This window comes from Phormidesmis priestleyi ULC007 (genome assembly GCF_001895925.1).
Classification (GTDB): domain Bacteria; phylum Cyanobacteriota; class Cyanobacteriia; order Leptolyngbyales; family Leptolyngbyaceae; genus Phormidesmis_A; species Phormidesmis_A priestleyi_A.
Map to the genome: position 1 here is coordinate 1 of NZ_MPPI01000107.1, position 1,168 is coordinate 1,168.

Sequence of the window (1,168 nt, forward strand, 5' to 3'; positions counted from 1 at the left end):
TGAGGTGGAACCCAAAAACTGGACAGGTGAATAAGCTCTAAACTTCCCACCCATGATAGGAATGGTTATGAGCAAAAACAAACGCAAACAGTACAGTTCTCAATTCAAAGCAAAAGTTGCGATTGAAGCGGTGAAAGGAGAGAAAACCATTGCTGAAATTGCGAGTCAATATAGCGTGCATCCGACGATGATTCACGGTTGGAAACGGCAGCTTTTAGAGGGCATGAGTGAGGTGTTTGAGCGAGGTTTCAACGCCAGCAAAGTGGAGCCAGAAGGGCAAGCCCACCTGGATGAGTTGTATCGACAGATTGGGCAATTGAAGGTCGAGCGCGATTTTTTAGTCAACAGGTCGGCACGATTAGGGCTGCCGACCGAAAAGCCTTGGTAGAGCCTGACCATGAACAGTTGAGCATTCAACGGCAATGTGAATTGCTGCGGATTCCCCGCTCTAGCTACTATTACCAGGCGCTCGCTCCGTCAGAGGAAGACTTGATGGTGATGCGGTTAATCGACCAGCAATATCTGGAAACCCCCTTTTACGGGAGCCGGAAGATGAGCGTCTTTCTCAAAACTCAGGGGTATGGGGTGAACCGCAAGCGCGTCCAGCGGTTGATGCGAGAGATGGGATTAGTTGCCATCTACCCCAAACCCAATACGAGCAAACCTCACCCGGAGCATCGAGTGTATCCCTACTTATTGAGAGGACTTGCGATTACGCAAGCCAACCAAGTCTGGTGTACTGACATTACTTATCTTCCAGTCTGTCGAGGACACTTCTATCTAGTGGCAGTGATGGATTGGGTTAGTCGTCACGTCTTGTCCTGGCGGATCTCCAACACTTTAGAAGTCCACTTTTGCGTGGAGGCGTTGGAAGAAGCCTTGTCCAACTACACCCCGCCCTTGATCTTCAACACGGATCAAGGGGCACAGTTTACAGCGAACGCCTTTACGACCTGTCTAAAAGCCTCTGGAGTTCAGATTAGTATGGATGGTCGAGGGCGCTGCCACGACAACATCTTTATCGAACGATTGTGGAGGAGTCTAAAGTATGAGTTGATTTATCTCAAAGCGTTCGAGGATGGTCAACACTTAACGCAAGAGGTCAACCAGTGGTTTCGTTGGTACAATCAAGTCCGTCCGCATCAAGGATTAGATTATCAAACACCAA

At 49.0% G+C, this 1,168-nt stretch carries 1 protein-coding gene; it reads left to right on the forward strand.

The window, feature by feature from the left end; genetic code table 11:
- Window positions 1–67: 67 nt before the first annotated feature.
- Window positions 68–1,168 (forward strand): IS3 family transposase gene (locus BRW63_RS27000; protein WP_106254251.1). Its coding sequence is split into 2 segments (ribosomal slippage), with 1,102 coding nucleotides annotated over them: window positions 68–332 and window positions 332–1,168; the frame shifts between segments, so codons are not numbered across the junction. This gene is flagged as partial in the annotation.